Origin of the sequence: Pseudomonas brassicacearum (genome assembly GCF_003732175.1) — a bacterium.
GTDB lineage: Bacteria > Pseudomonadota > Gammaproteobacteria > Pseudomonadales > Pseudomonadaceae > Aquipseudomonas > Aquipseudomonas brassicacearum_G.
Window position 1 is genome coordinate 110,779 of the sequence record NZ_MOBI01000008.1, and the last position, 21,584, is coordinate 132,362.

The window sequence follows — 21,584 nt, forward strand, 5'->3', positions numbered from 1 at the left end:
TCACGCAAAAATGCGATGGAGCGCCGCTTAAATTCAAAACTGTAAATCCCCTAAGCAAGGCGAATCCACGCTGCGCCAGAGCACGTCACAACGTGCTCTGCTTGGCTTAAGGTAGGGTTTGAATGAACAAGAAGGCTTTGAATTCCAACAAGCTAAACATCACCATCCGCGTCCCACTTAAAAACCCTTGGGTCATTCTCGTCTTGGTAATTCTCGGGTCTCATGAGTCAGACATGCTGCCGCAAAACCAAGCTCGCAAAACAGCACCGAGCCATGGAGTGGTTGTTTACCATTCGTACAATCCTTCAGGGGCATATGATAAGGCGCAGAAGGACTATGAATTAATCGACAAGCAGATAGCCCTCTGGGAGGAGGCTTTAGCGGCTTTTCGTCAGTATGAGGAGGCTAAAGGTAATGTGCCCCCTGACCTGCTTGAGCTATTGCACCGGAAAGCCAAGTGGCTTGCGGCGACCGCAAGCAGCTACCAGCAGGAAAGATGACAGGCGCCCGCGGCACTGCCCTGAGCGCCTGCGCATCAATGGCTAAGTCTTGACTTGGACGGTTTACGTCCCGTGAAGCCCTTTCACTTGTAGTAAATACCCGTACTACCATGCTTGAGTTCGTCACCACGCCCGACGACCCCTTTGCAATGGAGGGCATCACCTAGTGAAAGGGCTAGCGACTGGCACAAGCACAGCAGTCACAGGTCGCATAGATTCGTCTAAAGGAGGGAGGGTGATCCAATGAAGCACGAGTCCAGCCAAAATGCTTGCGATGGCATTCACTGAAATTACGACAATAGCGTTTCGCATTTTAAAGAGGTCCATTTTTCGAAGTGGACCTCTATTTAATGCTCACAGAAGACGTGTCACCACCACATGTGGAAAATTTCGTCGCGCCCCAGAATGGGAATTTACATCGGTGCATCCACGAACTCCCTCGTGCCACAAGCTGCGAACTCGGCTAGACAACTCGGCCCAAACACTCGCGCAGCTGTCCTTCAAGTCACTCATATCACCCTACGTGGCAGCATCTGAAGCTATTAATGCCATGTACGTTGCGCGAGAGTCAGGCCAGTTCACTCTGCGTTGACCACCTAACAGGCGTTGTAATTTCGCTCTTGGAAGGCTGCCAGTCAAAAACTACCCGCCACCGGTGAAGATAACGATGACGGGCAGATATCCATCAAGCTGGAATGGATTGTTCCAGTTGCTCCGGCTGTGGCGAAAAACGCTTCAACGTGTCAGCCAAGAATTGACGGTACTCATAGGGTGTACAGATGATCCCGAGCGTTGAGTATTCAATCGTTTCCGCACTGGTCTCAATCCGGTCGTGACCTCTGTCGAAATGCACGTCTTCTTGGGGTAGCCATTCCAGCGATGTACTCCATGCAGCGAACTGACGAAGACTGTCTGAGCCCTCCAGTCCGGCCTCGGCGATGTACTTGACCAATACCGGAAGATCATCGTCGGCGCTTCTCGCCCCGCCAAAGCCCTCGATGATGACCGCGCCACAGACTTCCCAAGAGTCATCTGACTGAATGGCAAACACGTTTTGCAGCAGGTCGGTCAGATGTTTTTTGACGCCGTTGTACTTTCTTCGCAGCTGCACAACCTTTTCACCGCAGACGTTCTTTCTGTTGGTCACCTCCCGGGGATCTCCCGGCGGGAGCATCCACCTGAGCTCACCAATGAATACCGTTTTGCTCTGCGGGTCCACCAGAACCAGGTCCAATTCTTCGGTCACCCTGCCCAGCGCCACGTGGACATTAGCTCTGTGCAGAGGCCACTTGGTACTGACCTTTGCCAAAAGGTCCTCAACCATTTTGTCTTCGAACAACCCACTTTGAGCGTTAAATCGTTTCGGCTCCTGACGGGCCTGCAGGGTGAGCAGATTGCGTTCTAGATGGGAACTGATGATGTGTATGCAGGGCAGCGCGAGCTTGCCGCCGGCTAGCTTGATGAAGGGTTGGAGCGCAAGATCAGGGGCGTCCACCTGATTTCCAAATGTGAGACGGTCAACGAATGAGCCTACAGCTGATTCGTCGATGGAGGACATTTCGATCAGGTCACTGATCAGTTGTTCTCGGCTCAGAACCAGTACCAGCGATTCGTCACCGCCACCCTTCAATTTGTATCTCCGGGCACCAAATTCCACGGCGGTAAGGTGGTACATGCACCTGATCGCCAAGGCGTTGAGCAGAAGCGTGATTTCCTGGCGACCTCCCCACTCGAATACCCAACCATCGGGAATGAGAAAAGGTTGCTGACGGAGATCCAGCGCAAGCTGATGGGCGAGGTGTGGCAGGTAGTCATAGCGTAGAACTCGATTTTTTAACGTCACCGTCTCAGCAATCAGCCTCACAACGATCGGAAGATCATCGGTCGCCTTTATCCAGGCAAGCAGTATCAAGGAGTACGTGATGACTCCTGGCTCGATATGACCTATCACCTCCAGAACGGAATAGGAGGAATCGTGGTAAACGTCATCAATCACTTCGAGCTGGATGGCATTGTCGACTTGCTTTAAGGCCACCTTCTTGCCGTATACCGAAGAGATGATCTGCATGGCTGCGCTGTACTTCACACCCTCCTGAATGATGGCAATCGCTCGACGGCACAAAATGTCAGATGTTTTCCGAGGGACCTCATGATTGGAATCCGTCTTGACCTCGGCTTTTGCCCGCAGAAGTGCGTATTTGATGGAGTATTTGAGGCGGTCGACCAAGCCTTCGAGCTTCTGGTTCTGCGACTCATCCTTGGCAGCAATCCGGAACATCCAGATTTGATGATCCTCGAACGCGATCAGCAGGTACCAGGCGACAAGCGTCCAGTCCAGGTGGGGTAAATCAAGGGAAAGGTATTTTTCATCCACAAGCCTTTCGACTTTCTCAAGCAACGCATTATCCATTTGCACCGTTTCCGTATGGGTTGTGTTAAGCCCGCTCGGCTGCTTCGGCCGAGCCGTGATTTACATGCGGAGCGCTGGTAATTGTGAGCCGGACGGCCTTTCTAAGCGAGCCCCAGCAACCAACAATCTCACCCGTACGCCTGCGTGGCCCGGTAGGAATCTACATCGGTAGCAACACACCGGCTGAGATTGCCGTTAACGGTATGGCACAGATCCTTGCCGCAAAGAATGGCGTCAACCTTCCCAAGGAATTCAGCATGGGGAACGCCAATCACTCAGCACAGCCCTCCACCCATGACGACATACGGCCAAAGTGCAGAAACGCTGAACGCGCCCGTCTGATTTCTAACTTTGGTTTTGCCCGGTTACCCTCCGGGCTTTTTACGCGTGTCCTTGAGCGACAAAACAAAGCGCGTACGACGGTCTCGGTGCTTGTGGATCACTACACATTGCGAATGTCTTAGCTGCTGAATCTAGGGACGCAAAAGCAGCCACTAGCGTGCAAACACGTGCCTCGTTACCGGCAGCTATCGGCCCAAAAGCGGCCGTGGTCCAGATGAACCAATCTGTTCAATGACCCGGGAGTCCTGTTGATCGGCGACTCGTTACGGCGCAACCGGCATAGCCCCCCGACAGGCTGGAATCGGCGGTGCTCACCTACGTAGAGGGCACCAGGGTGGGAGTTCGAACTTGGTCGGGTTTGCACAAGCGGTGCTCGAGTACGAGTAGCCCCGAACAAGCACCGATTATTGTTTAGTCCTGATTTGCCCTGATCCTTCTGTGGATTGCTGGAGTTGAGAATTTTCCATTCTCTCGATGTGGATCGTATTGTGTGTGATCGACTGCGCAAGCTGTTCCTCGGCCTTGCTGAAGCGGATTCCTTCGCCAAGATGTTGGCGCTGATACGAATTTGACCCAGGCTGCTGGAATTCATTGCCCCACCCGAATACTCAGCAAACGATGGCCTTGCTCGGGATTTCAGAGGCTGCGTATGGGTCATTCAAAATTAGCCGCCGGGGTCAAATTCGTATCAGCGCCAACAAGCAATTCAATCTAGCAAAGAATTTCTCAAGGAACTGTCGTCAAAAATGCCTGCTTAATAATTTTGCGGCCCGTGCTGTGTGAGTAGGCTGTTAACCTATTTTTTCACCGGTAACCCACGCTGGTTAACAGGCACAAAAACCAGTTTACAGCCAATTACGGCGAGTGCGCCGCTGACATTGACTACAGCGTCTCAGGCGCACTCGTCTCCGCCGCGTACCCGCAGAAAATTCGCCTCCTACGCACTGTACGTTTGGACAGGCTGGTTGCATAACCACTGATGCGAAGATACCATCACAATCGGTGGTAAAGCCTCGCCCATGAATTGTGGAGTAGCCCATGTCGTCACCTCTTACAGCCACTCACGAAATCAGGTATCTGGACGAAATCAAAAATCTTTTCGTTATTGATTTTGATTGTCTGTTGTCCAAGGAAACCTACAGTCATCCTTTACGCTCCTATCATCTGATCAAATCAGAAGCACAGTGTCAGTTTCTCAAGAAAGGTAGTCGATGTGGGCAAGAGCACTCTCATGGTTACGCTGTGGAGTGCAAAGGGGGGCAGCAAGTATTGATCGGTAATTGTTGCGCTTTCAATCATCTAGGCCTTGATGACGACCAGGTTAGAAATGCGCTTCGTGAGCTGACCTCCGCAGAACGCATTTCTATCCGCACCCACAAAATAAGCGAAAGGCTTAAGGAAAGGACTGAACTGCTATCGCGAGTTAAAAACGCCCTCAAGCAGCTACGCCAACTTCAGGCAGAGGCATTTCGAATCCGTGAGGCGTTTCCTGAGGCGGTTATCGATAACCTAGTGGAGCGCTGGCGTCGCAACTCCCTTCAGGTAACTTGGGAATACCAGATCACCAAGAAAGACGAAAAGGCAAAAGGCAAGGACGCTATTGAACGTCGGTGGTATCCGCACATCTGTGGGTTCATCAAAGGACTGGGCCTTTGGCTGGACTTGGACGCCCAAAACTACCAGGAAAAGCTTTACACTTTTCTACATCGAGTCGAAGCAATCCCTACCAAAAAACGCCTATCTAAGGCTGAGTTGGACGAAACTGAGGCGATATTCCGAGAGCTTGGGGCGATCTCAGTTATAGAGCGAGAGTTTGGTACTCAGCAAAAATTGATTCTCGATTTCCTAGAGCCAGCGAACCTCCTGTTGACTGTGCAGCTGGTTAAAACCCAGACGCTCAGAGCCGGGAATGTCGAGGCCGTGCAGCAACTCACTTCGACATTGCTCGGAGTGCGTCCCGATCGCTTCGTGGCTGAGGTCGATCAAGACCTCATCCGCCGCTACGGTGCAACGGGTATTCGCATCGCATCGTAAATTAAGGTTCGAGCTAACCAACATACTCACAATAAAGGCGCTCCGAGGAGCACCTTTATCTAAGCATGTTTAATGCTCGCTGACTGATCTACGACACGGCCCCAGATCCTATATGCGCAAGCCGGTGGCCGTGAAACGCTGATGGCAGAAACGAAAAAAGGCGCCCTTCGCGTATTCGGGTAAAGCAGATCCGGTCACCACTTCGCCTTTTCAGGCTTCGGCCCGCCTTGCGCGAGCACCCTTTCGGGCCAGGGGACGTTCAAATCTCAACCGGTTAGTCGTCCCGCAGTTGCATGGCTACAGTAGGGAAAAGTTGACGCCCGTGTCAATCACATTGACAACCCTTACACCTATACGACGGGGCCAACTCCCCGCTGTTCCCCATGTCCAGTTGGTTGACACCAAACAATCGACCGTTCGAGCTTAAGCCTTCAATCTAATAAAGCTGTAATTCTCAAAGTAAAAAGTAAATGCTTTGTAGGCCATATCTAAATCATACGAGGCGCTCTGCTCTTGTAGGTTTTTTATAATGGATGATAGGTCGTCGCAAAGTAATACATATCTGTAATTGATTTTCGACATATCTACCGGATTGTCATCCGCATCATAATCTTCGAAGTTATCCGGATTTTCGATAAACACTTCGCAATTCAGACCCCATTCTTCTTTATTTTTTGGTAAATAAAGTGCATCTTCCCAGTCTAGGTTCTCAGCATCAGTCAGAACATCAGCGAATTTTATCTTTTTCATTTGGCTCACCATTTATTTTCGACCGCCTCCCCAAAGCTCCATCCCACCTTTTTGACCTGGATGTAGTACATCAGCAACCACTCCTCCGAGCCGTTGGGATGAGTTGCAAAACCTCCTCACGATAGGCGTCATGATGCCACGTTAAAAGGGGATGTGGTTTTGACCTTGCATGGGCGCTTTTAGGACCTGGGCTGACTTTATCGTAGATGCCGGGATACGAGGTTTCCATATAATCTTTATAAACTGGATCACTTAAACGCCGTTCTCTATTCACTCCATGAGCTGACAAATTCATCAAAGTTTGAGGCAACAAGGTAGGCTTTACCTGAACTCGGATCAAAAATCTCAACAGTAATGGAGGCCGTTTGGAAATTTAGGCAAACCAAGTAACCACCTGCCTCTCTTGCTACAGGGACCATTTCTTGGGGAAGCCCAGGAGGTTTTCCTGCCCCTAAGTACCATGAGATGGTATACGGAGTTACATCAGGCGAGAACGAAAAAAATTCGCTTATACAAGTCCCTTCGTCGCCATATGAAAATGAAGATATTTCCGGGGTGGCTTCATCGGAGTATTTGACTAGATCTAAAAATGAATCGGGGAAAGCTACTCCAAGTAGTTTTTGTACTTGGGAAATCGTATGGCAATCAACTGAGAATCCTGGATCAATCCCGAAAGAATTCCAGTCGAATTTCATATACGGCTCCCGCGCAGTAAATAAATCTGCCCCCCTTTTCTTGGAGACGGTGGGAGCGTGCAAGTTTATGGGAGACTATCGTTTCGGCGGGGGAATTTCCGAACCTTGTCTAGATGCATTCCCATTCAGCAAGCAAAAAGGGAGCGGGGTTGAATGGCACTTACTTAGCAGCTAACTAGCTGATGTGACTGCAAAAAAATGAAAAAAGGCTGGCCTTGGTCTACGGTGATAGTTGCGAACACACACCCACAGAGCAAGGACCAGCCCGAGTGAATCGTAGACCTCAAATCGTCAGGCATCAACAGCAGCGCATTCGTCAACATGCCACCAACAGCAATACTCACGCCTTCTTCAAGCTGCTCAGCGATCCAGAGCTTCTGCAACGCGTTGAGTCAACGATACCCACACATCGTCAGCGGCTGTTCCCCCCGGCCGAAACACTGTCGATGTTTTTAGCCCAGGCGATGAATGCTGATCGCTCTTGCCAGAATGCGGTGAATGACTTGTCGATCAAACGTTCCTGCGATGGTTTAAAGCCCAGCAGCGTTCATACCGGGGCTTATTGCAAAGCCCGAGCGCGGTTGCCAGTAGAGATGGTTTCGACTTTGTTGCGCTCCACCGGCACATCAATGAGCAACAAGGCACCGCCGTCATGGCGCTGGATGGGGCGACCTGTGCGTCTTGTAGATGGCACCACCGTCACCATGCCGGATACGCTGGCCAACCAAGAGGCGTATCCGCAATCGCGTGGACAAAAAGCCGGATTGGGCTTTCCCATCTGCCGTTTGGTGGGAATCATTTGCCTCGCCAGCGGAGCAGTTTTAGACGCCTCGTTGGGGCGCTTTCGAGGCAAAGGCGGCGACGAGCAGACGCTGCTCAGAACAATGCTCGACACCTTGAATCGAGGTGACATTGTGTTGGGCGATGCCTACTACGCAACGTATTTTTTGTTGTGTGAACTGCAACGTCGTGGGGTCGATGGGGTGTTCGAGCAATATGGCGCACGACGACGTAGCACTGATTTTCAACTGGGGAAATCGTTGGGGTCGGAAGATCATTTGGTTGAATTGAAAAAGCCCAGGCAGCGGCCTTCCTGGATGAGTCAGACCTGTTACGACGATGCGCCAGAGACACTGACAGTACGTGAACTGAAAACCGGCGGAAAAATCCTGGTGACGACCTTGAGCTGCCCGCAGCAAGTACCGAAAGCCGCTCTCAAATCGCTGTATAAGGGCCGATGGCATGTTGAGCTGGATCTACGCAATCTCAAGACAACGTTGGGACTTGAAACGCTGAGCTGCAAGACACCTGGCATGGCCGTCAAAGAGTTATGGATCTATCTGCTGGCGCACAATCTGATTCGGATGATCATGGCCCAATCCGCTCTGTTAGCGGATTGTTTACCGCGAGAACTGAGCTTCAAGCATAGTCTTCAGCTGTGTCTTGCGTTGAGGCAGTACGGGGCTGGCGAATACGGCGATGAGTTGTTGAGTCTGCTCGAGTTGATTGCCTGCAAACGTGTCGGAAACCGGCCTGGCCGGATAGAGCCCCGCGCTTTAAAACGAAGACCCAAGCCTTACCCCATGTTGATGCAAACACGTCGATCGGCAAGGGCTGAGGTACGGAGGAATGGGCACCCGAAGAAGGTTAAGTAAGTGCCATTCGGAGCGGGGTTATTTTCGTGAGTGTATATAAAATAAACCTGTCATATTTTCTTTATTCTGCTGGCGAAAGGTACCACCTGATAAATTCAAAAAAACCACTCCATTTTGGAGAAATTAGGCCGGATACGAAGTCTTCTTGTTGAGCTAAGTCGAAGTCCCAAACGCCACCACTATTTTTGTCGAGCAAGTAACCTCCCTCACCTTGCAAGGAGGTGAAGCCTATGTAATTTTCTGGTAGCTCCCACATGTCGTGAATGAACTCGGTACCCACCAGGATCTGCTCTGTAGGCTCGGATACGTCACAAATGTATTCATCAGATACAGAGCTCTTAAAATTAGCAGGTAGGTAATTTATATAAATACTACCGAACTCGCTGCCTGGAGAGACTCCTAGTGTTTCAAGGGCGCTTATAGCCAAGTCCTTGTCGGTTCTATGTATGTTTCCTGGCTGCTTTTCTATCAGGCTAACTAAGTCTTTGGGTATCATTTTTTTACCTCGGCTGCACGATCCCTCCAATATTGAGGAACCTCTTTGTCAAATAGCTCTCTGTCCACAGGTGCGTCAGGGTTTTTATTTCTTCCATAAGGGTGAATTGCTTTGCCTCCTTTGTCCTTCTTTGTCTGAAGGTGAGTCTTCCGACTCAGTTCGAAGAGGGGGCCTTTCCCATTTTGTCTAGAATGGTGAAGTTGCAATTGCTCGGGTACTCCGTCTTTCATCACGAACGGTGAACCACCTTCCTTCGCTCGTTGGTAATTTGACTTTCCTCCTACCTCCAAGTCCCAGTCAATATCTTGCTGGAAGACTTTATATTCATTGCCGGTTCCTTTGCCGCGTGCCTTCCATGTTGTCTCTTTTTTAAAGAACTTTGGATTCTTACCGCTTTCCGGCCCCGGGGCATCCGGTGTGCCTTCATTTACCTTAGCGCCACTTTCAGGAGACTCAAGTCCCGCTGGAGGTTTACATCCATCCGCACCCGGGCAAGTATCCAACCCCAACGGATCCACCCACCCCGTAGGGTTGGGCACGTACTGGTAGTTGTTCAACCCCCCAGCCAGCTTGATCGGGTCCGGGGTCAAAAACCGCCCAGTGCCCGGATTGTAGTAGCGATGCCGGTTGTAATGTAAGCCGGTTTCCGCATCGAAATACTGGCCCTGAAAGCGCAGCGGGTTGTCGATTTCGGCGACGTCGAGCGTGGCGAGGTTGCCGTAGGCGCGGTACTTGGCGGACCACATGATCTCGCCGCTGTAGTCGGTGAGTTCCTGCGGGGTGCCGAGGTGGTCGAGTTGGTAGTAGAACGGCTCGGCCTTGAGCGGGCCTTCGCCGTTGAGCATGGCCAGCGGGCGGAAGGTGCCCGGTTCGTAGATGTAGCTGCGGTAGCGCTTGTCGGCGCTTTCGGCGATCAACCGTTCGCCTTGCCAGAGGAATTCGGTGGTGTGGCCATCGACGGTTTTGGCGATGCGGCGACCGAAGGCGTCGTACTGGTAAGTGGCGTTGCTGCCGCCGGGCAGGCTAACGCCGATCAGGCGGTGTTGGCAGTCGTAGCGGTATTCGGTGACCAGTTTTTGCCCGGTGCCGCGACGTTCGCGGGTCAGGTTGCCGTAGGCGTCGTAGTCGTAATGGCGGTCGCCCTGCATCAGCAGGCGGTTGCCTTTGACATTGGCCAGGTTGGCGGCGGGCTGGTCGCCCTGGCCCAGCAAGTTACCGGCCGGGTCGTGGGCGAAAGTTTCCGGGGTGCTGCCGCGCACGTTGACCAGGCGGTCGAGCGGGTCGTAGTGGTAGCTGCGATTGCCCTTGCGGCTGTCGTCGATGCCGGCGAGGTTGCCGTTGGCGTCGTAGGCGTAGCGGCGCTGGAACAGGTTGCGTTCCTGCTGGCTGACGCTGTGCGCCTGCAACCGACCTTGTTCGTCGTATTGGTATTGGCTGAGCAACAACCCTTGTTGGCGCTGCTGTTCGCGACCGGCGCTGAACTGGTGCGTGGTCAAGCGCGTGCCGTTGAGGTCGATGCTGCTCAGGCGGCCGCCCGCTTGGTGCCGGTAATCAAGCTTGCTGCCGTCGGGGAGGCGGCAGTGGCTCAACTGGCCGAGCGTGTCGTACTCATAACGCAGGGTGCCCCAGCCCTGATGCTCGGTGATCAGGCGGTCTTGCAGGTCGTACTCGTAGGCGAGCGGCCAGTGGCCGTCGTCGACGTTCACCAACCGACCGAGGGCGTCGTAGCTGTAGTGAATTTCCTCGCCATCGGCCAGGGTTTTCACCAGCAGTCGGCCGGCGGCGTCGCGTTGGTATTCGGTGACCAGTTCACTGCCGTCATCGCCGAATTCGGTTTTCTTCAGCAACTGGCCGTTGAGGTCGTACTCATAAGCGGTGCGACGCCCGTCGAAGCCGGTTTCCTGCTGGATCAGGCCGTTCGGGTAGTAATCGAGGTGGTAGTGCTCGCCACGTTCGTTTTCAATCTCGCTCAGCAGCAGTCGCGAGTTGTCGTAGCGATAACGCAGCTGGCTGCCGTCCGGGTTGATACGGCGGCTGACCAGGTGCAGGCCATCGGCGTATTCGTAGCGGGTGACGCGGCCCAGCTCATCGCGTTCGGCGGTGACGCGGCCATAAGGGTTGTAGCTGAAGGCGCGGGTAGCGCCGCCAGGCAGGGTGATTTGTGCGAGGCGGTTGGCGGCATCCCATTGGTACTGGGTGATGGCGCCGCTTTCTTTCTGGCGGGTGATCTGCCGGCCCAATGCGTCGTAGCGATATTTGCGCTGACCACCGTCCGGCAGGCGCTCTTCGAGCAGTTGGCCGAGGTTGTTCCAGCCTAATTGGTGACGGCTGCCGTCCGGGTGGCGGATCTCCAGCAAGCGGCCCTGGCGGTCGTAGCTGTAGTGGGTGGAGTTGCCATCAGGATCGACTTGTTCGGTAATGTCGCCCTGGTCGTTGCGCCAGTATGTCCACTTCGCTGGGCCTCGGTTCACCACACGGACGTAACCGTGGTAGTACTCGTAAGTGGTCGGTGCGTCTTCCGGCGGGATGACAGCCACCAGCCTACCGGCTTCGTTGTAGTGGTATTCGGTGACGGCACCGAGTGGATCTTTTTCGGCAACCAGGCGGCCCTTGTCATCGTAGGCTTTGAGGTGTTCGGCGCCATCCGGGTCGACCTTGGCGACCAGTCGAGCCTGGTCGTCGTGGGTGTAGACCTCTTCGCTACCGTCGGCGTTGGTGACGGTGACACTGCCCTTGTCATCCCAGACATAGCGCGCATCCATTTGCGAGAAGTTTGCCCAGTGATGGATGCAGCGCGCCGATTTGCCTTCCTTTTCCCATTCCCAGAAGAAACTCGCGCCACCGGCCAGTTGCCGCTCGAGGATCACGTTCTGATCGTTGTAGGCGTAGCGCTCGGCTTCACCGGCGGCGTTCTTCGCCTCGATCAGGCGTTGCTGGGCGTCGTAGCCATAAGTGACCAGTGTCTGGATCGTGCTCCAGACCTCTTCCAGGTTGTCCGCCGGACTGAACTGCTGATAGTCGACGGCAATGATGTGCTTGCGGTCGTAGCGCACGAGCAGGGCGCGACCGGCGCCGTTATCAACCCGTTTGATGCGCCCGTGAATGTCACGGGTGATGTGCAGGCGGTTGCCGTAATTGTCGCTGATGGCGATCAGCGTCGCGCCCTTGCTGTTGTAGCGGAAGTGGTAGAACCGGGGGCGTTCGCCGGCTTGGGTCAGGATCAGTTCGGAAGGATCGTCACCGATGAAGATCGCCGCTTCCGACAGGCTGTTGGTGATCGCCGGGCGCTGCACTGTCGGCAATGGGAAAGTCGTGACGCGGTTTTCGTGGTCGGTCCAGACCACCTCATCGCCCGCGATGTCGACGCGTTGCGCCAGCGCGTGACTCCAGCCGTAGCCGAGGCCGCAATCAATTTCTGCGGCGCTGGTGCGATAGAGTCGCGTCCAGTTGAACGGCAACAATCCATCGAGTTGCCCGTCGGTCAGGGTCAGCAGCTCTTCACCAGTGACCATGGAAACCGGACAGTTGTTGGTGCAGGTTTTTTTGGCGCAGGTTGCGCTCTTGTCATCAGGCGTCTTGGACTGATTTGGTGCGTCGTCGACCTTTTCCTTTGGCTGAAGATTGGTCTGTTGCTCTGCCTTTTTACGAGGAAACGAAGAGGCATCCTTCACTTCCTGCTTCGGCGTATCCGTGGTCTTCGGTACCGGATGTTTAGCGTCTGCGGCAGCCTCTTCGATTTTCAGCGCCGCCGTTTTGGTCGGCTTCATCGGCACATTCTTGGCGCTGGCAATCAATGGCTTCGAGACTTCAGCGTGCGCCGGAAGGCTGTGCTTGCCTGCCAGGGTCATCAGCTTGCCGGCCAGTTCCTCGAGGTATTTGATTGCCGTGCCGGATTTGACCGCAGACAGCGTCTTGGTCCCCACCCGCACCGCGATCCCGGCACCGCCAGTAAGGCAGATACCCAGCACGACGTTGATCAAAAACTCTGCGCCAATGGCAGTCACAACGTCGACGATGACTTGCGGTGGCAGCATGCCGACCCAGGCAATAATCGCCGAGACGTAGATAAACATCAGCGGCTCGTCACTGAGGATCAGCAACCCTGAGGCGATGGACTCTTTGGAGGCGGCGTAGAGCTTGTCGATTTCAATGTCCGACAAATACTTGCGCAGCTTTGCCAGGTTTTCCTTGGGGTGCGCGAGCAGTTCAAACAGGCTTTTGATGTCGTCCCACAGCCTGAGCAGGGCTTTCTCCAGGCCATCCATTGCTTGCTTCAACAGAATGACCGAACGCCCCATGCGGTCGGCTGCCGAATAGCTGGCCCACTGTGGCTGGAACTTGCTCGACCACTCGCTTTGCAACCAGCCATTGAGGTTGCCGATGACGCCCTGATAGGAGTCGTACAGTGCCTTGACGTTGCTCTGGGATACTTTCGGGAAAAAGGTGATGCGGTACATCTGGCCTTTCTTGCAGCCATCAATCACTTTGATGCCGCTCGGGCCGATCATGGTTTCGATGGCCGGGCCTGTCACGTCATCGTAAATGCGGCCCTTCGTGACGGGCTCCAGTCGAACGGGGGTGTTGCCGATGGGCACGAATCGCGCCGACTCAAACATATGAATCAGTGTGAAGTCGCCCGCCAGAGGGCACGTTGCATAGGCCTCCACCGGACCGGTTTTGGTCTTGCGCTTGGTGACGCTGACTTCATTGCCGACCTTGAACGTCTGGTCGACATCCAGCGCCCAGCCGGTCCAGAAACCGTCCGCCCACTCCTTGTAATCACTCAGGCAGTTATTGAAGTCATTAAGGATAAGGCTCACGTCAGGGGCTTTGGCGTCCAGCACGCGCAGGACCAAGGTACCAATCGGGGTATTCATGACGTGACTTCCTTTGTCAGCTGAGCCGCAAGACGCTCGGCCATATCTTCTGTATTGGGTTGTTGACGGACGAAGCGTTCGACCTTGTAGCGCAGGTTGCCCTCAGGGAAGGCGAAGTACAGTTCCGGGCAGTCCTCTCCCAGCCACTGCATCAGATTGTCGACGACGGTGGTGTGGTCTTTTTCCGCCAGTGCGTCGAGCAGCTTCTGCGGCACTTCCCACCACGGCCACGCCTTGGCCGGCGGCACGCCTCGGGCGCCAACTTCCAGGCTTTGACCATTGATCAAATAGCGCTCAAACACCGGCAGAATTTCACCGGCCCCAGCGCCGAGCCCTTCAAGGATCGGGTAAATATGCCGCCCATCCCAAAACCGGAAAAACACCTCGGTCCCGTCCGGCATGCGCACCTGGGTCAGGCTGCGCAGGTGTTCGAACACCACGTCCGGCGCGCTGCTGGAAACCGCCAGCCAGCCCCAGTCTTCGGCATCGGTTTCGGCAATCCACTCAAGGAACGCCGAGCGGGGTTTCAGCTCGGCGAGGTACGGCATCACCGGCTGCCAGTCGGCGTAGGGTGTGCCGCCCCAGATCGGGATCAGTTCGGTGGTCGCTTCTTGCTGGTAAAACGCGTTGAGCGGCGCCGCATCGCTGGCGTTGCTGATGACCAGGTACAAGCGCTCGCCGGTTTGCAACGGGCGGCTGGCGAGCCAGTTACGGGGTGTCAGGCGATCAGATGGCACAGGCACCTGCCTTGCATTTTTCGCACTCTTCGCAGAACGGCGCGTTGCGCTTGAGGGTGTTGATTTGCGCTGGGGTCAGCACAGCGCCGGCCTTGTCGGCATCGGCTTGCTTGAGGACACCTGGCATCAGCGGCGCCGCGCCGGTGCCACTGCCCGGACTGCCGCCGCTGTTCATGTTGATCGCCGGGCCGCTGAGGGTCACGCCGCCGGCGTCGATCTTGATGAAGCTGCCGCCGCCCTTGAGGGTCAGTTCGCTGCCGGCTTCGAGCACCACTTTCAGGCCGCTGCTGAGGTGGATTTCCTGGCCGGCTTCGATGAACTGGCCGGTGCCGATTTTGATGTGCTGGTTCACGCCGACGGTAAGGTGGTCGTTGGCGCGGGTTTCGACTTTGCGGTCGGCGTAGACGGTGTGGTGTTCTTCGGCCTTGAACTCGCTGTAGCTGTTGGCCTCGACGGTGTCGTGGCGTTCGTTGCCGACGCGGATCTTCTGGTCGTGTTCGATGTTTTCATCCCAGTCGCGCTGGGCGTGCAGGAAGATCTGTTCCTGGCCTTTCTTGTCTTCGATGCGCAGCTCGTTGTAGCCACCGCCACCGGGCGAGCTGAGGCTCTTGAAGGTGCTGCGGGTCTTGTTGGCCGGCAGGTCGTACGGGACGACGTTTTCCTTGTGGTACAGGCAGCCGCTGATCAGCGGTTGGTCGGGGTCGCCTTCGAGGAAGGTGACGAGCACTTCCATGCCGATCCGCGGAATGGCAATGCCGCCGTAGTGCGCGCCGGCCCAGGCGGACGAGACGCGCAGCCAGCAACTGGTCTTGTCGTCGGCCTGGCCTTCGCGGTCCCAGTGGAATTGCACCTTCACCCGACCGTACTGGTCGCAGTGGATCTCTTCACCTTTGGGGCCGGTGACCACCGCGCTCTGGCTGCCAAGAATGCGCGGCTTCGGGTGCACCAGCGGCGGACGGTTCGGCACGTCCCACGGCGTGGCCTGAAAGCGGTTGCGATAGCCCTGATGAAAGTCGTCCTTGAGCGCGGTGGTGTCGCTGGTCACCGACTCTTCGAGCACTTGTGGCTGCTTGCCTTCGTGAAGGATTTCAGTGAGCAGCCACAGGTCGTTCCACTTGGCTTTGGGGTGCTGACTCAAGGCGAGGAAATGGCCGCTGACCAGCAGCGGCTGATCGCTTTTGCCTTCGGCCAGCTGGTAGTCGCTGCGATGCCGTTCAAGGCTTCGCTTGGCCAGGTGCTTGCCGCGTTCGCGGTCGATGAAGCGCCCTGGGTAGTCGTAGTCTTCGAGGTCCGGTTTGGTGTCGCCACGGGCCTCGCTTTCGAGGGTAATACGCGGTTTTTCGAAGTCGTAGTCGCGGCGCGTGGTGCGGCTGGTGCGGGTTTCCAGGCGCAGGTCGAAGCGCTTGATCACCGGGTCGTTGGCGACCATGCCGGAGTCTTGCTGGTAGGCCACGGGTGCGAGTTTCGGGAACACCGTCTGGTCATCGCCGAACACCAGCTTGTGCGCGGTGGCACTGTGCTGAAAGTGGTAGTGGATACCTTCTTCCTCGCACAGGCGCTGGATGAAATGCAGGTCCGATTCATCGTACTGAACGCAGTACACGCGCTCGGGATAAATCGCTCCGACTTTGAATTCGTAGGCATTGCTTTGGATGCCGTGCTCTTCGAGGACCTGGCCGATGATTTTCGGCACGCTGAGGTTCTGGAAGATGCGTTGGTTGATGCGATGTGCCAGGTAAGACAGCTGCGGGCGCAGGGTCACCGAGTAGCGGGTCAGGCGTTTACCGGCATCGCCTTGGGCAACGCGATAGATCTGCCCGTGAATGCCGGTGCCGTTTTGCGCGAGCTGCAAAAACGCCGGTTTGTGCAACAGGCTTTCGAGGTCCAGGGACGGGTTTTCGCTGACCAGTTCGACGTCGAACTGAAATGGCTGACTGATGGCTTCTCGACCGGTGAGGGCAAGTACCTGGAGATCGTTCGCCAGACCTTCTACGGTCAGGGCGAAGTGAGTCTGGTTGGCCGGCGCGAACATCCGTTGTTCCTCGTGCAGTGCAGCAGCATCCATCGATACCCGTTTGGGCTATCGGCGAACGCAAGAATTCTTGGGTGGCGCAAACAACATCGACCAGCAGAGCTGGCCGATGTTTTGTAACGGTCGGCCAGACTTAGCCAGCGACCGGGGAACGCCAGTCATCGGAACCCGAAGTACCGGATACTTCGTGGGTCCAGGTGATTTTGCGGTAGGTGAACTGTACGTCTTCCAGGTGAGTGAAGTGCGAGTTCGCCGGGTCTTGGCAGTTGTGCATGTAGTCTTTGATGTCGACGATGATCGCGTCTTCAAGCTTGGTGGTGAAGTAGTGCTCTTGGGTGCCGGCAGCCGAGGTGCGGTACCACTTGATTTCGATAGAAGTCAGGCGCTCGCCGGACGTCAGGGCCGCCAGCAGCAGTGGCGAGGACTTGTCGAACACCTTGGTGATTTGGACTGGCTTGTGAACGCGCTGGCCGGTTGGTTGGCCGGACTGCGGGTCACGCGGGATGATCACTTCGTGTTGGAAGCCCTGAACCATGACCTGGTCTTCGTGACCTTCCTGGTAGGTGTTGCCAACCGAATCAGCGGTGAATGCACCGGCAGTGATCAGGCCTTGTTTGGTGCCAGTGATGGACATATACGCTGGTGTAGCCATGGATGCTCTCCTTGCTAAATAAATGAGGGTGCCCGGGAGGCGAGATCGCCCGGTGGGTACTCCTACATATCAAGCTTCGTGCCATGTAGTACATTTTGCATATAAATCAATGAGATACACGTTGTCAGCGTCGGGATTGTCCTATTTTGCTGTAGGAAAAGTCGCTAATGTGCGCAAGAAGTTGCGCAGTACTGCGCAACTTCTTGCGCACTTGGCTACAGGCCTTGTGTGGTGTGGCTTAGAGCAGGAATGGTCGGTGTTTTTCAGAAGGTGAGTGCGCAACTTCTTGCGCATAATGGCTATGAGACATCAGTCGGTGATCATGGTGCAGTCACGACGAGATCGTTCAGCTGTGCGTCGGGTGTTTCCTGTCTTCCGCGTGTCTTACCGACAGACGCTAGGCTTAAATGCGTAATTGCATGGACTTGACCAGCACACGCCGCAGTGACGACCGGCAGAGAACGATCCACAGCTGCCTGTCGTGTTGATTCACCCTGGGCTTGCATGCGCTGGCGCACATAAGCTTTCAAGGTAAGCGCCCTGGCAACCCATTTTTCTGGGTTGGAGCATTGCGCCGCAGTGAGGATCAACGGGCATGAATGGCTCGACCGTGGGATGTAGTTCGTGCTCGTGGTGCTGGTGGCGGGCTTGGTGTCACCACCCGTCCGAAAAGGGTAACGAAACCATGGCACATTTAGTCTGAGGATATAGAGTCACTGGAAACACCGACCTAAAAACACGCAAAAAGCAGACAACGCCCAAGAGGGCAAAGACCATGAAGCGCGATCAACATCACCGCCATGACCCTTACTCCAAAGAGGTCATGCTTTCCCTTACCTTACGCGTATCGCTGCATTGCGCTCAGGTAGCTGCCGCTCCAAACGTTGAGTCTAGTGCTCACTTGGAAACGCCAGTTGAGGGGGATGTTGCTGATGACGCAAAAATTCGAGTTGCGATCAAGGAAGCGATTGTAGCCTTGGGCGACCTCAGTGAGTTAGTAACTGACGCCGGGCACTACATGCTCAACAACATGCCACCACGTCATGCGATCGAGGACGAGCCATTCTCCGACATTGCAAACGCGTTGCGCACATTGGAGTCCCTTCTGGACAGTACAGCTGAGCTGTATTCGAATGCACCCAACATTAGGGATGAATTCAGAGTCCTTCGGCGAAATCTTGCTCTGACTAGATCGCGCACTGCTCAGAACTCAATGATTCTAAGGCAAATGCTTCGTGTGCCCGAGAGCTACGAGAGTTCGATAGACATGAAAGGGCTGGAAGCCTTGGCTTCCATTTCGACAGAGCGCCTTCATCAGCTTGTGAACTGATGCCCTATGACAATCATTGTCGAGTACAGTCCTGAGACATACGACGACCTGTTTAAGGACGTTCTCGCAAACTACCCCACCGTTCTGAATTCATTGCGAGACGACTTCCATACTTATATTGCGTCGAATCGACTGACGCTCCCGTCATATTTTGGTCGTGACGTTTGTTACACGCAGCCCTACGAGGCTTACCTTGCTAGCTTGATGCACATCCATATCGCTATCCCACCGACAGTATTTCCTGCAAACAAGCCTCAGAGCGACCGTAAATGCTCTCAAGATCCCAATAAAGACGCCGCGTTGGTGTACGCGCAAGGGCTTATCGATGAAGATCGGTACGTTCTCATTGCCATGCTTCACCCCGGAGCCCACGACAAAGCCAGCAACGATAAAATAATGAAGCGACTATCAGGAGTAGCGAAACGCTTCCGCGACAAGTATTGACTCAACCCAATGAGATGTTTTTTTGTTTCCCCATCTCGCCGCTACGCTTTCGGTTTTCTCGAACGGAGTCGAAGCCCCGTGCCCGCCCCGGAATACTCTCTGCCTGACACCCTTGAACGCATCTACAACAATCAGCTGGCGCTCGAAGCCGCGATCATGGAGCTGACGCTACTGGTTGAGCAGCAGGGCCATGCCGAGGCCGGCGAGAACGAGGGGCACACTACCGCAATCATGACGAGCGAGAGCTATTTACAGATTTACCTGAGCAAAGACTCAATGCGCTGTCAGTACGAGGGGTGTTTTAAGCATCGGTCATCGGCGGCTGACAGGGCTCGGCTTGAAGGTTCGCCCTCGCAGATTGCTGCGTTTTCAGTGCGAGGTATATGAAAATTAGCAAAGTTACCCCTCAAGCATAAACTCGCTAATTTCGATATACATGATGGGCCGCGGCATGGGTCAATGATGTTAAGAGGCTTAGTTAAACGGACTTCAGGTTCATCAAGCAGGACTATGAACCTGTAATAGCTCCACCCATTGGACCAATTTGATACTTCGCTTCCAGATATATTGTCTACATGGCGATCTCATAATCGTCGGCCCAGCAACGGGTTTAAAACCATTTTCCCAAAGCTTCTCCAGAACATGTTTTGGCGAAATGTTCAGCAGAACCGACAGCTCCGTACCAAAAACGTAATGGCGTTTGAATCGCGATACAGCGCTTAGATTCACCATTTTGGTGAGGGATCTTCCCGATTGGCACGTAACAGTGGATAAAAGCCCTTTGTGCACCATTGCATAAGCCACTTCCTGTTTGACGCCAAGAAGGTCGCCAGCCTCACTAATGGTCATTACAGATCTCGCTGAATATTGGCGTAAATTGTTATGAAGCCAATACATCAGTTTCGCTTTACTGACAAGCCACTGTCCAACAGCGGTCTCATCCAGATGTTTCCCATATATCTGAACGTCACCTGCTTGAACGGCCTTGACTAGTTCAACCAATCCGCCACCTGTGGGCAGATAATGCTTGGTCACATAGGAAACTGTTAGATAATCGTCATCCATTGGAGGACTGATAGAAGGTGGATGTAAAGCAGCTAATGAATCTTGGTCAACCAGCCACTTTTCGCCACGTTCTGGATGCTTGCCGTAAAATTGGATCATCGACGCGCACAGTAATTGGCGAACTCTACTCTCGCTAAGATGCAGCGTTTGCGCCGTATCCTTCAAGCACTGGGCTTTTTCCATATGATCAGAAATGGCGCGAACCTGGTGAATATCCACAATTGTCGAAACACGGCCGCTAGGATGGGTGAAAGCTCTGCTATCCAATTGTCCAGATTCAAGCATCCTCTGCACATAAGATTTATGCGTGCCTGCCAAGGACGCGGCTGTCCCCACCGCAACCCATCGATGCTCTAGAACTGTCTGTTTACTCAAAAAACGATTTCTCCTCGCTAGTGGCGCGTCCCAGCTTTGTTGAAGATACTTTTCAAATTCTGCACGAACAAAATCGAAGCACTTTGGCTTTAATCCAGTGAAAATATCGGCGTAAAGCGGACCAAGCGCGGAGGCTAACTTCCAACCGAGCTCGGTTGGCCTGGTGAAACGCACATCACTGAGCAAATCCCAAAAAGCTTGAGGCCAGTTCATCAATATCTCACCAGCTGCTTTTGCTAACGGCTGTGCTACTTCGATAGCTCCAGCGTCAGCAACCTTCATCGGCTTCGCATATTCTGGTCTGACGCTGCGCACGGCGAGCCGTATCGCTAAAGCATGAAGCTGCTCCAAGGACAGTCCTTCCAAACCCTCTGCTTTGGGCGTATCTGCCGAGACTCGCGCCATAAGAGCCGACGTCAGCCATTGGCTTCCTTCATCGGCAGGTGCTTCAATCTTACGAAGCTGGGTTAGTGAGTGGGTACAGGTACTGCAACTGTGGCCCTGCATCGCATCACAATTAAGTCGACCACCACATTCGGGACATGTACTTTTCAGGACTAGGTTGTGGGCCGTGCAGGTCGTCACCAGTGTCAGGTCCCAAGCCTCCCTCCAATAGCTGTGCTCGGCTAAACAGTTCGGGCAATATTTCTTATCATTTAACGACCAGACCTTAAGGGCTTGAGCTTTGGGTCGCCTGAGTTCCAAAGCAACCGGAGCCCAACTTGGAGGAAATCCACCGTGCTCAATCCAGTCGGTTACACATTCATCCTTTAAATTCAGAAATGCCGCGATTAGATCTTTTCCAAGCAAACCGTTGACTCTCGCCAGTCGGTATAGGTAGCCCTGAAGACTTTCATCAGGGGCAGGTTTGAGATTTATCAACAGACCAAACATTTTTCAAAACCCAGAAGTTCGAAACGACAGATTCGTTTATAGCCACCCAAGGAGCGCCCGCAGGGCGCTCCTTGGGTGCTTTTATCTATCGTAGTCTTCGAACGGCTCGGAATGACCGATCAACGGTTTGAAGTCGAAACGTGCGCTAAACGGATTACGATCTTCGGGAGCGTTATTCCACACCTCATCCTGAAAGGCTTCAGAAAGCACCTCCATGGTGATGCCTTGCTCCCCCTTGTCCTTGACTGCGGATTCCACGCCATCCGGCCACTCATTCCACTAACATCCGGCCACCT

At 54.3% G+C, this 21,584-nt stretch carries 16 protein-coding genes and 1 pseudogene; 7 read left to right on the plus strand and 10 right to left on the minus strand.

Annotation, left to right across the window (positions count from 1 at the left end):
* Window positions 1-122 precede the first annotated feature (122 nt).
* Window positions 123-500 (plus strand): hypothetical protein, encoded by a 378-nt coding sequence (locus BK658_RS07980; RefSeq protein WP_123581848.1) that lies wholly within the window; start codon window positions 123-125, stop codon window positions 498-500.
* A gap of 685 nt (window positions 501-1,185) precedes the next feature.
* On the opposite strand, the gene BK658_RS07985 is transcribed toward BK658_RS07980, so the two are convergent.
* Complete coding sequence (locus BK658_RS07985; RefSeq protein WP_123581849.1) at window positions 1,186-2,910, minus strand: hypothetical protein; 1,725 nt, start codon at window positions 2,908-2,910, stop codon at window positions 1,186-1,188.
* Window positions 2,911-3,047: 137 nt separating this feature from the next.
* Between BK658_RS07985 and BK658_RS30295 the strand changes: the two are divergent.
* Window positions 3,048-3,194: pseudogene (locus tag BK658_RS30295) on the plus strand (XdhC family protein); the annotation flags it as partial.
* A 1,096-nt stretch (window positions 3,195-4,290) separates the two neighbouring features.
* Window positions 4,291-5,286 (plus strand): hypothetical protein, encoded by a 996-nt coding sequence (locus BK658_RS07995; protein ID WP_123581850.1) that lies wholly within the window; start codon window positions 4,291-4,293, stop codon window positions 5,284-5,286.
* A gap of 423 nt (window positions 5,287-5,709) precedes the next feature.
* Here the strand turns inward: BK658_RS07995 and BK658_RS08000 are convergent, their stop codons facing one another.
* Together BK658_RS08000 and BK658_RS08005 are read right to left on the minus strand one after the other, a co-directional pair.
* On the minus strand, window positions 5,710-6,036 hold the full coding sequence (locus BK658_RS08000; RefSeq protein ID WP_259740068.1) for a DUF7716 domain-containing protein: 327 nt from the start codon (window positions 6,034-6,036) through the stop codon (window positions 5,710-5,712).
* A gap of 266 nt (window positions 6,037-6,302) precedes the next feature.
* Window positions 6,303-6,731 (minus strand): SMI1/KNR4 family protein, encoded by a 429-nt coding sequence (locus BK658_RS08005; RefSeq protein ID WP_123581852.1) that lies wholly within the window; start codon window positions 6,729-6,731, stop codon window positions 6,303-6,305.
* A 269-nt stretch (window positions 6,732-7,000) separates the two neighbouring features.
* On the opposite strand from BK658_RS08005, the gene BK658_RS08010 reads away from it, so the two are divergent.
* A complete protein-coding gene (locus tag BK658_RS08010) occupies window positions 7,001-8,386 on the plus strand; it encodes an IS4 family transposase (RefSeq protein ID WP_123581853.1) in 1,386 nt (461 codons plus the stop codon).
* A gap of 61 nt (window positions 8,387-8,447) precedes the next feature.
* Here BK658_RS08010 and BK658_RS08015 read toward each other — a convergent pair whose 3' ends face one another.
* The 5 genes from BK658_RS08015 to BK658_RS08035 form a co-directional block, all read right to left on the minus strand.
* Window positions 8,448-8,882 carry an SMI1/KNR4 family protein gene (locus BK658_RS08015; RefSeq protein WP_123581854.1) on the minus strand — a complete coding sequence of 145 codons (435 nt, stop codon included), beginning with the start codon at window positions 8,880-8,882 and terminating at the stop codon, window positions 8,448-8,450.
* Window positions 8,879-13,759, minus strand: a complete 4,881-nt coding sequence (locus tag BK658_RS08020) for an RHS repeat-associated core domain-containing protein (protein ID WP_123581855.1) — start codon at window positions 13,757-13,759, stop codon at window positions 8,879-8,881. Before BK658_RS08020 ends, BK658_RS08015 begins: the two co-directional genes overlap by 4 nt.
* Entirely contained in the window at window positions 13,756-14,496 is a 741-nt protein-coding gene (locus tag BK658_RS08025) for a DUF4123 domain-containing protein (RefSeq protein ID WP_123581856.1), read from the minus strand. The genes BK658_RS08020 and BK658_RS08025 overlap by 4 nt, the downstream gene beginning before the upstream one ends.
* Window positions 14,486-16,528, minus strand: coding sequence for a type VI secretion system Vgr family protein (locus tag BK658_RS08030; RefSeq protein ID WP_123581865.1), 2,043 nt, complete (start codon window positions 16,526-16,528; stop codon window positions 14,486-14,488). The genes BK658_RS08025 and BK658_RS08030 overlap by 11 nt, the downstream gene beginning before the upstream one ends.
* A gap of 133 nt (window positions 16,529-16,661) precedes the next feature.
* A complete protein-coding gene (locus tag BK658_RS08035; protein ID WP_123581857.1) occupies window positions 16,662-17,180 on the minus strand; it encodes an Hcp family type VI secretion system effector in 519 nt (172 codons plus the stop codon).
* A gap of 775 nt (window positions 17,181-17,955) precedes the next feature.
* Between BK658_RS08035 and BK658_RS08040 the strand changes: the two genes are divergently transcribed.
* From BK658_RS08040 to BK658_RS08050, 3 genes are all read left to right on the plus strand, one after another.
* Window positions 17,956-18,510 (plus strand): hypothetical protein, encoded by a 555-nt coding sequence (locus BK658_RS08040; protein WP_123581858.1) that lies wholly within the window; start codon window positions 17,956-17,958, stop codon window positions 18,508-18,510.
* Between the two features lie 6 nt (window positions 18,511-18,516).
* A complete protein-coding gene (locus BK658_RS08045) occupies window positions 18,517-18,954 on the plus strand; it encodes a type II toxin-antitoxin system YafO family toxin (protein WP_123581859.1) in 438 nt (145 codons plus the stop codon).
* Between the two features lie 78 nt (window positions 18,955-19,032).
* The gene (locus BK658_RS08050; RefSeq protein WP_123581860.1) at window positions 19,033-19,341 is read left to right on the plus strand and encodes a hypothetical protein; all 309 of its coding nucleotides are present in this window, start codon (window positions 19,033-19,035) and stop codon (window positions 19,339-19,341) included.
* 111 nt (window positions 19,342-19,452) lie between these two features.
* Here BK658_RS08050 and BK658_RS08055 read toward each other — a convergent pair whose 3' ends face one another.
* The gene (locus tag BK658_RS08055; protein WP_123581861.1) at window positions 19,453-21,288 is read right to left on the minus strand and encodes a TniQ family protein; all 1,836 of its coding nucleotides are present in this window, start codon (window positions 21,286-21,288) and stop codon (window positions 19,453-19,455) included.
* An 81-nt stretch (window positions 21,289-21,369) separates the two neighbouring features.
* Window positions 21,370-21,546, minus strand: a complete 177-nt coding sequence (locus tag BK658_RS29940) for a hypothetical protein (protein ID WP_185019801.1) — start codon at window positions 21,544-21,546, stop codon at window positions 21,370-21,372.
* Window positions 21,547-21,584 lie beyond the last annotated feature (38 nt).

Bases quoted from the DNA above. Each gene is read 5' to 3' on its own strand.
- BK658_RS07980 (WP_123581848.1), top strand. From the start codon at position 123: ATGAACAAGAAGGCTTTGAATTCCAACAAGCTAAACATCACCATCCGC.
- BK658_RS07985 (WP_123581849.1), bottom strand. From the start codon at position 2,910: ATGGATAATGCGTTGCTTGAGAAAGTCGAAAGGCTTGTGGATGAAAAA.
- BK658_RS07995 (WP_123581850.1), top strand. From the start codon at position 4,291: ATGTCGTCACCTCTTACAGCCACTCACGAAATCAGGTATCTGGACGAA.
- BK658_RS08000 (WP_259740068.1), bottom strand. From the start codon at position 6,036: ATGAAAAAGATAAAATTCGCTGATGTTCTGACTGATGCTGAGAACCTA.
- BK658_RS08005 (WP_123581852.1), bottom strand. From the start codon at position 6,731: ATGAAATTCGACTGGAATTCTTTCGGGATTGATCCAGGATTCTCAGTT.
- BK658_RS08015 (WP_123581854.1), bottom strand. From the start codon at position 8,882: ATGATACCCAAAGACTTAGTTAGCCTGATAGAAAAGCAGCCAGGAAAC.
- BK658_RS08020 (WP_123581855.1), bottom strand. From the start codon at position 13,759: ATGAATACCCCGATTGGTACCTTGGTCCTGCGCGTGCTGGACGCCAAA.
- BK658_RS08030 (WP_123581865.1), bottom strand. From the start codon at position 16,528: ATGTTCGCGCCGGCCAACCAGACTCACTTCGCCCTGACCGTAGAAGGT.
- BK658_RS08035 (WP_123581857.1), bottom strand. From the start codon at position 17,180: ATGGCTACACCAGCGTATATGTCCATCACTGGCACCAAACAAGGCCTG.
- BK658_RS08040 (WP_123581858.1), top strand. From the start codon at position 17,956: ATGAAGCGCGATCAACATCACCGCCATGACCCTTACTCCAAAGAGGTC.
- BK658_RS08045 (WP_123581859.1), top strand. From the start codon at position 18,517: ATGACAATCATTGTCGAGTACAGTCCTGAGACATACGACGACCTGTTT.
- BK658_RS08055 (WP_123581861.1), bottom strand. From the start codon at position 21,288: ATGTTTGGTCTGTTGATAAATCTCAAACCTGCCCCTGATGAAAGTCTT.